This is a genomic window from Bythopirellula polymerisocia, from assembly GCF_007860015.1.
Taxonomy (GTDB): domain Bacteria; phylum Planctomycetota; class Planctomycetia; order Pirellulales; family Lacipirellulaceae; genus Bythopirellula; species Bythopirellula polymerisocia.
In genome coordinates this window covers 1-8,167 of record NZ_SJPS01000022.1, presented here as the reverse complement: position 1 = coordinate 8,167, position 8,167 = coordinate 1, and the positions used below count along the sequence as shown (strand labels likewise).

Annotated in this window: 8 protein-coding genes; 6 read left to right on the top strand and 2 right to left on the bottom strand. The window is 49.0% G+C overall.

Annotation, left to right across the window (positions count from 1 at the left end; genetic code table 11):
• Window positions 1-179: 179 nt before the first annotated feature.
• Window positions 180-1,595 carry a Gfo/Idh/MocA family protein gene (locus Pla144_RS24270; RefSeq protein WP_197530994.1) on the bottom strand — a complete coding sequence of 472 codons (1,416 nt, stop codon included), beginning with the start codon at window positions 1,593-1,595 and terminating at the stop codon, window positions 180-182.
• A 457-nt stretch (window positions 1,596-2,052) separates the two neighbouring features.
• On the opposite strand from Pla144_RS24270, the gene Pla144_RS24265 reads away from it, so the two are divergent.
• The 6 genes from Pla144_RS24265 to Pla144_RS24960 all read left to right on the top strand — a co-directional run bounded on the left by Pla144_RS24265 (window position 2,053) and on the right by Pla144_RS24960 (window position 7,417).
• A complete protein-coding gene (locus Pla144_RS24265; RefSeq protein ID WP_146453298.1) occupies window positions 2,053-3,375 on the top strand; it encodes a hypothetical protein in 1,323 nt (440 codons plus the stop codon).
• Window positions 3,376-3,541: 166 nt separating this feature from the next.
• A complete protein-coding gene (locus tag Pla144_RS24260) occupies window positions 3,542-3,880 on the top strand; it encodes a hypothetical protein (protein WP_146453297.1) in 339 nt (112 codons plus the stop codon).
• A 140-nt stretch (window positions 3,881-4,020) separates the two neighbouring features.
• The gene (locus tag Pla144_RS24255) at window positions 4,021-5,070 is read left to right on the top strand and encodes a DUF1559 domain-containing protein (protein WP_146453296.1); all 1,050 of its coding nucleotides are present in this window, start codon (window positions 4,021-4,023) and stop codon (window positions 5,068-5,070) included.
• 111 nt (window positions 5,071-5,181) lie between these two features.
• On the top strand, window positions 5,182-6,270 hold the full coding sequence (locus Pla144_RS24250) for a PEP-CTERM sorting domain-containing protein (RefSeq protein WP_146453295.1): 1,089 nt from the start codon (window positions 5,182-5,184) through the stop codon (window positions 6,268-6,270).
• Between the two features lie 352 nt (window positions 6,271-6,622).
• Window positions 6,623-6,985 carry an IS5 family transposase gene (locus tag Pla144_RS24965; protein ID WP_197530993.1) on the top strand — a complete coding sequence of 121 codons (363 nt, stop codon included), beginning with the start codon at window positions 6,623-6,625 and terminating at the stop codon, window positions 6,983-6,985.
• Window positions 6,986-7,000: 15 nt separating this feature from the next.
• A complete protein-coding gene (locus Pla144_RS24960; RefSeq protein ID WP_261342345.1) occupies window positions 7,001-7,417 on the top strand; it encodes a transposase in 417 nt (138 codons plus the stop codon).
• Here the strand turns inward: Pla144_RS24960 and Pla144_RS24240 are convergent.
• Window positions 7,383-7,928, bottom strand: coding sequence for a hypothetical protein (locus Pla144_RS24240; protein ID WP_146453294.1), 546 nt, complete (start codon window positions 7,926-7,928; stop codon window positions 7,383-7,385). The genes Pla144_RS24960 and Pla144_RS24240 overlap by 35 nt on opposite strands.
• Between the last annotated feature and the right edge of the window lie 239 nt (window positions 7,929-8,167).

The following is an 8,167-nucleotide window of genomic DNA, read 5'->3' as shown; positions in this document are numbered from 1 at the left end:
TTCTGAGGGCCACTGAAGTGACGACGTTCTCGCTTGTTGGAACTGCTCTCGCTCATCGAATTCTCCAAAGCTTCGCGTTATACTAACGCTCACCTAGGATAATTCCAATTCCGACTGAGGCAAGACAGCAATAAGAATGAGGAATGCTAGCGCCAATGATTTCTTCAGCTGATTCATTCTCAAGAGATATTGGGGATCTCATACGGGGCTCGCGCCTGGCGACGAAGCAAGGCTGTAGCCTGGGAATTTCCCATTATTTCCGTTCCCTGGGGGTCAAGCTCCAACCATTCACCCATTTGCAAATGAGCGTCATCTTCACCGAGCACTACATCGTTAGCACGTAGGTGACCGACCATTCTATCAAAAGAGTTGGCAAGCAAGTCGTTTGCGACGATTTGCTCTGCCGCTGCGTCTGGGGTAGCAGACTTACCAACCAAATGGGAAATCCCGGCGAGCTGACAAAGAGAGCTGCTTAAATATCCCTCTTGAATTTTGCCATTGAGCAACGATTTGTCCTGGTTTGCGATTGCATTGAGCCAGTTGGCGAAGTGATCGCTGGCTTTATCCCAGCGTTTAATTTCATGACCTTTAAGGTCAAAGGCTATCGCACTGGTATAGTTTGGCACGAGTACGTGTCCCTGTTCACATTGGACCACCACACCAATTTGACTTCCGCGATAAGAATCCATCGAGTTCTTCCAATCCGCTTGGGCTCGTTTGGAGCGTGGCAATCCACGTGTTTCAAAGACAAGAGGTGCCTTCGGATAATCAAAATAGACAACTTGAGTATTAGGAGTATTTCCGGCGTCGTCATAGCCAAATCTTCCTCCAATACTCAGTACCCGAGGTGGCAATTCCTTTTCCCCAAGGAACCACCTTGCAATATCCATCTGATGTATGCCCTGATTCCCAACATCTCCATTTCCGGTATTAAAGTCCCAATGCCAGTCGTAATGGAGTTCAGGACGAAATATCTCTTGCTTTTTGGCTGGGCCGCACCAGAGATCGTACTGGATGTGATTCGGAATCTTGAGCGGACGGTTGAGCGTGCCGATACTCATTCTTGGCTTGTAGCACGTGCCCACGGCGTAACGAATCCTACCCAAGCCACCCTGCTGTACCCACTCCACTGCTTCTGCTATTCCGGAGCTGGATCTTGCCTGCGTTCCGCATTGAACAATTCGCCCGTAGTGGTCGGCAGCAGCGACAAGTTGCTGTCCTTCCCAAACGTTGTGGCTGACTGGCTTCTCTACGTAGACGTCTTTCCCTGCTTGGATTGCTGCAATTGCTATCAGTGCGTGGGTATGATTCGGTGTTGCAATTGAGACGGCATCGATATCCCCCTCATCCAAGAGCTTCCGATAATCGACAAACTTTGCTGGTTTTCGCCCTAGCTCTTGGGCACTTTCATCTGATCTCTGATGAAGGATTTGCTCATCTACGTCACAAATTGCTACAACATTTTGGCCAAGCGCTTGGAGATGCTCTCGGCCTCGACCTCTTACTCCAATGACAGCAACGCGGATGTCCTTTGTCTCTGCAGACCAAGCCTTTGGCGAAAGGATTGCCATGCCTGCCGCTGATGTAACAGACATGAACGATCTTCGGTTAATTGGGCTCATAAATGTCACTGTGAGAAGAATTACCAAAGTTAGTAGAGGCAGCGATCAATTTATCATACTGCTCAAGGACAGTTAGATGCAATTGTTATAATGAGAGCGATATACTCCAATTAAGACGCCACTCACTTCCAAATAAACGCCTCGGCTCTGAAGGATTGGACCTCCCCTGCACCGTTTTACCAACTCCAATCTTGCCGATACAGAAAGAGCCTCTCGGATTCTTGGGAACTACAGTCTTGCGGAGCAAGAAATGCAGAATCCACCATTATATGAAAGTACCACAAGCAAAAGACTAGCAGCTAAATGCCACAGCAGGGAGTAACTACTTGTTGCAAGTTCCCCGATTAAGAGATTATAATCCAGTATCTCACCCCTGGGTATTAAACTTTCTTGATCTTATCTTCACTGAATCCCAACGGAGTTGATACACATGCCTTGGAAAATTGCTACTGTTGCGACCATTGCTGCGTTGTTGCTTCTGTCATCTGCTCACATGGTTGTGGCCCAGGAAGACGAAACCTATGATTTCGATGGTGTTGCGGACATGGATCCTCAACCCGTTGATCCGACGGATTGGATGACGAGCGAGAATTGGAGTGATTCAGGAGCCGACCCGCTCCCACCTTTCGGTCCTGCGATTCCCGATTTCGGGACACGTGTTGAGATTCAGACTTCTACATTCGGTGTTAATGCACCTGTCATCGGCCCTGGTGATACGGCTGAAGCCTTTGAAGTGCGTATTGCTCGTTTCGGTGGCGAGGGTTTACTGACAATGACCGGCGGAACGTTGACCACTGTCAACAGCTGTTCGATGTCTCCATTTACTTGCAATCGGAGGCTGCGCGTGGGTGCCGCCGATGTAGGTGAAGGAGGGCCAGCTGAGAACCGCTATCCAGGCACATTCAATCTAAGCGAGGGTACTGTAACAACGGATAGTTTGTGGATCGGTAGTGGCTCCAAAGGCCAAATGAATATGAGCGGCGGGATTGTAAACACCCGAGGGGATTTATCCTTCGACTGGACGTTTGACGCCGGCAGCAATCTAAACATTACGGCAGGCACCATTAACGTGGGCAGCGACCTTAGGATGTACCGAAATTCTTCTCTCGATCTTAATGGGGGCACAATCCTAATTGCAAATACGGCAAACCTAGGGTTTACCGATGCCAATATAACGCAGACCCCGAATGTGTCCGTCAATATTCTGAGCGGGTTATTACAAGCGAATAATGCTCTTCGGGTGCAAGGATCAGTAGTAGTGGATGGCGGTATCCTTAGAGCAGGCAGTTTCAATGAACTACTGAGCATGGGGACCATTGAGATTAACGGGAGTGGCCTCTTGCAATTCAAGAACGCTCAGGAGAGTGCCTCGGCTGTGCAAGGTTTGATCACCAGTGGGTTTTTCACAACGAGTAGTGCATCGCCATTGTCGGTATCCGTCGTGGATGTTGGAGGCACCGATTACACCCAGGTCTCAAGCGCGTCACCCGGACTGCTGGGTGACTTCGACAACGACGGCGATGTGGATGGCAGTGATTTCCTGCGTTGGCAACGAGGTGACTCGCCTAATGGCGTGCCAGGTGTTTCTATCTCGCCTTCTGATTTGACTGATTGGCAAGGAAACTATGGTGCTCCGCCGCTCAGTGCTGTGGTCGCTGTACCTGAGCCAGCGACAGGTGTTTTAGTTTTATTCTTCAGCATTGCACTACTGTCCCGTGCCGAAAGAGATTCGACAAAATCGGTTTCACGCTAGTTTTCCTATCTCCACTGCAGGAATTATTGACTAAATTTAGTATATGCGATGTGTGTTCCATCATTTTTGTCGTGTGGATTTTTTTCTCACATTTGGATTCGGCCTAACATGGCTGTTATTGCTGCCCACAATTGGTTGCAGTGACGGTCGGCCAGATCGTTTAGCTGTGTCTGGACAGGTCTTGATCGACGGAGAACCACTTACTCATGGCTTCATCCGATTCGTACCCGAAGTCGGTCGGCAAGCAGCCGCCAGGCTCGATGAGGAAGGACGCTTTACCCTCTCCACCTACGAGAAACATGATGGTGTCACGCCTGGAATATTTAAAATCGAGGTAGATGGATCGGAGGAGATTAGCGCAAAAAAAAGAAAATGGCATGCGCCTAAGAAGTATTTTCGGTACTCAACATCAGACTTGACGCAGAGTATTACCGAGCCTACTGATTCGCTCGTGATTAACCTTACTTGGGATGGGGGAGAACCTTTTGTGGAGCGACTCCGCTGAGTAATGACACCTGGGTTAAGTACCCTTATATTTCTTTGGTAGAGAGCAAGACGTTCCTTGCAGGGCAGCTTAAGAAAATCTAGGCCATTACATGAGAAATAGACTTTAAGAACCTTAGGGACGTTTAGGGAGAGAGAAGGATGAGCAGTAACGACAGTGGAAAAAAACTGTTTCGTCACAAGGACAAGGGTTTTACCTTGGTAGAACTTCTGGTCGTGATTGCAATTATCGGAGTTCTTGTAGCACTTTTGCTGCCGGCAGTTCAAGCTGCACGTGAGGCAGCTCGACGCACACAATGTGTCAACAATCAAAAACAGATCGGCTTGTCACTGTTGAATTATGAAGGAACGAATGGGAATTTACCCGCTGGGCGGCATGGCTGCGACGGAGCAATAGAGCCCTCAGTGCGTGGTTGTGAGCCCGATTCCGATATACTGCGATCGTCTATGAGCGCGTTTGTGAAGCTCCTGCCCTATCTAGAGCAGCAAGCAATTTATGACGCACTTGATTTAAGAAGTCAGAACAAGATTATCTGGCCTATTCAGTCCAGTTCTGAGGAAGCCGAGCCTTACACTTCTTGGGCAACTTCGAGAATTCAACAAGCGCTCGGCACGCGTCCGGATATGTTTGCTTGTCCGAGCGCTGGTTCTGAGCCAGTCACCGAATCACTAGTCTATGAAAATGCAGAATTTATTCCGGCCACCGGGGATTATGTTCTTAACATGGGTCATCGAGGACCTAGTTGGGGCAGAGATTTCTTTGCAGTGAAAACGGATAATTCTGGTCTCTTCTTCTACATTCGCGAAATCAAACTGCGTGAAATCGAAGATGGTACGAGCAATACTTTTTTTGGGGGTGAGACTCTAAATAGTCACATTATCGATAGTAGTAATATTTGGTCCTCCTCTGTCCGGCATCTAGACGGCATGCGAACGACTGACAATCCCATAAATACACCTGCGGGACCAGATTATGTGGATTTTGTCAAGATGCATCGAAAGAGAGTCCCTCCTGACAGACCTTATTTTGCAGCGTGCGCTTTTGGAAGTCGGCATTCGAGAGGAGCGAATTTCTTCTTCGCCGATGGCCATGTGGAGTTCATATCTGAGGATATTTCCCCGATTCCCTACAACGCCTATGCAACTCGAGCCAGCCAAGAATTAAATGATGAATATGCTCAAGAACAATAGAAATCAGACAGGAAATTACTTTTACGTAGCTATCAGATAGGTTATACTGATAACCAGGAATTGAGATTTTGTCGGATCGCTTCCTTTACTCATCTTTGAGGAGACTTGCTAATGTCCAGAAAAATTGTTGGTTTCACTTCTTGCTTGCTCGTCTGCGGTCTAATGACGACCGCCAGTTATGGTCAGTTGGATGGCCTTTATGAATTCGACGGAGGAGGCAATGGCACCTCCTGGGACGACGCCGCCAATTGGGAGCAAATCACTGATCCTTTTGGCAACCCTATCAGTGGTGATCCAGCCTCACCCCCTAGTCCGACCACTTCGGCTGACATTCCCCTACTTGGCGTTGTGCTAGTTGACAATACACAGCCAGGTCAGACTGCCTTGGACGTAAACATTGGTACTGCTGCTGGGAATGGTTCTGCCTTCATAACAGGCGGAGACTTAACGGTTCGCGACATGAATGTTGGCCGTGATCCGGGTGGAATTAATATTGGTTTATTGTCCGTGTCGGGAGGTTCTTTGGTGGCCGGCGACGACATCACTCTGGGAAATAGTTCCGTGGGTGTGATGACGATGTCGGGTGGCACGGCTAGCACTGATGACGATTTCTTCATCAACGCCAACAGTTCACTCACGATGACTGGCGGTTCGCTTAATATAGGCGACCGCTTAGTTACTGAAGCGAATGCAGGTATTCATCTTGATGGAGGGGATATTTTTGCAGACGATGATTTTTATTTCTTCGGTAGCACTCAAATAACGGTCAATAGTGGGTCAATGATCGTCAACGATAAGCTGCGATTTGACGACGACCCCACGAAGAATGGAAAGTTGACAATTAACGGCGGTTTTGTTCGTAGCAATGAATTCGGATTGGATATCGTTGATCCTACTACCGACTTCCGTGGAATTGTGGAGATCAACGGCGATGGCTTCTATCAGGTTGAGCAAGGTAGTAATCTTAGCAACCTCTCGGTCCAAACCGCGCGGGATTTGATCGCTCAGGGAATCCATTTCATTACCAGTGAGCCAGCGCCCAAAAAGCTCGGTGCATTTTCTGTTGTTGTTCCTAGCTTCGATGGACGTACCAATGTGATGTTTACCCAAATATCCGTTGTCCCAGAACCTGCTTCCGTGCTGTTGCTTGGTCTCACTACTTTGGCACTCGTATTAAGACGTAAGAACCAATTTGCCTAAGCGGCTAGGTTCGATAACTAATTTGATGACACAGGCTGGTCACTTTTGTGACCAGCCTTTTTTGCATTAATCGCGTCCCACGCAATTACCTCTCCGAAAGGGAACTGCTTGTTAACTCCGGCGGGTTTTTGAAACAGCGATTTCGAGAGTGATAACGTCCTAACGCGGCCGATGGCCGCAACCAAATAGTGGTCGCCGTGTTCGGTGACCAGATGTAAGTTTAGTCAAACTGTGCTTGATGTACGGTCTCCACTTTTCTTTTTTTGTTGAGAACGTGTTTTGAAATTGCCTGCATTGTAAAAACAGCTACGGCTCCCTCTTTTGGTAAGCAGCCTTTGGAAGGAGCCGCAGCATGAAGACGGAGATAAAGTATTCCAGCGATTTGACTAGCCGACAATGGCAATTGATTTGCCAACTGCTGCCACGGCCCTCGCGGCTGGGGCGTCGTCCGATAGACCGCCGACGGATTATCAACGCGGTTTTGTATGTCGTACGAACTGGTTGCCAGTGGCGAATGCTGCCGAGGAACTTTCCGAATTGGAGCACCGTCTACAATGTCTTTTGGAGGTGGCGAAATGACGGAATTTGGCAAAAGATTCATGATGCTTTGCGAGCGAAGACGCGGAAGGCTGCTGGCAAGAAATCGACGCCTACGGTAGCAATTGTTGACAGTCAGTCGATCCGCACAGCTGAGGGAGGTGAGGAAAGAGGCTAGGACGCGGCCAAGAAAATCACGGGCCGCAAGCGACATGTGGCCGTCGATACGCTGGGATTGTTACTGACGATCGTGGTTCATGCGGCAGACTGGCAAGATCAAGACGGCGCGGAATGGGTCATGGAAAAGCTGGGAGAACAATACAAGCGGATCAAGGTGGTCTTTGGAGATCTTGCTTGCGGTCGTGGAGATTTGCCCGAATGGGTAATGGAAACGTTCGGTTGGATTCTGCAAACGGTGTTGCGGCCGGTTGGTGCTCAGAGCTTTGTCGTGTTGCCCAAACGCTGGATTGTCGAACGGACCTTCGCTTGGTTGCCACGCCATCGACGTCACAGTAAAGACTACGAAAAAACAGCCGCCTCCAGCGAGGCGATCACCTATATCGCCATGATTAGCCTCATGTCAAAAAGACTCGCGAAAGCCAATTATTGAATTTCAAAACACGTTCTAAGGCCTCGAACACGCTTCCTGGAATCAATACCTCACTCACGGCCCACTTGAATACCCGCTTCACGCGGTCCACTTGCTTGTTGCCATGATTACGGCACCATTGCTTCTCGATCATGGCTTGCCGCACGGTCTTGAGTGCCAGGGGGCCAAACTTACTGGCCTGTTCTCTGCCGTAGAGTTCCCTCACGACACCAAGATCACGCTTTACGGAATAGACCTCGTTGGTGGCTTTCCCATGTTTGTGATAGTAGGATCTAGCGTACCGCATGTAGGCCGCGATGATCTCAACAACGGTAATCTCTTCCCTGCTGTTGGTGAGATTACCACCAGCCTGCAACCACTCAGTCGTGATCCGCCGATAGGCTTCTTTACTAGCGGCAGAGCCGTACTTACCGAGGTAAAGATCCTTGCCATTAAGAGTGACAACGGCGAGCCCTTTGGCCTTGTGGCGTCGATACTTAGGGACGCGTAAAGAATTAGCGTTCGACATCATGCAACCTCCAAACTTGGTCAATCCTGTACGGTACAGGTTTTTCCTTGTTCTCAGGCCGCACTGACGAACGCCGTCAGGTAACATTACTCGTTGTTCGACTTAGACTTACAAAAGCTCCCCGGGTAGGACTCGAACCTAATCTCGTGGTGTAGAGCTTACGTTAGGCAGACGTTGGACTTGTGAGGTAATTCGGCATTTACGAATAAGTTACGTATGAAATGATATCGTAATTGCGTTGG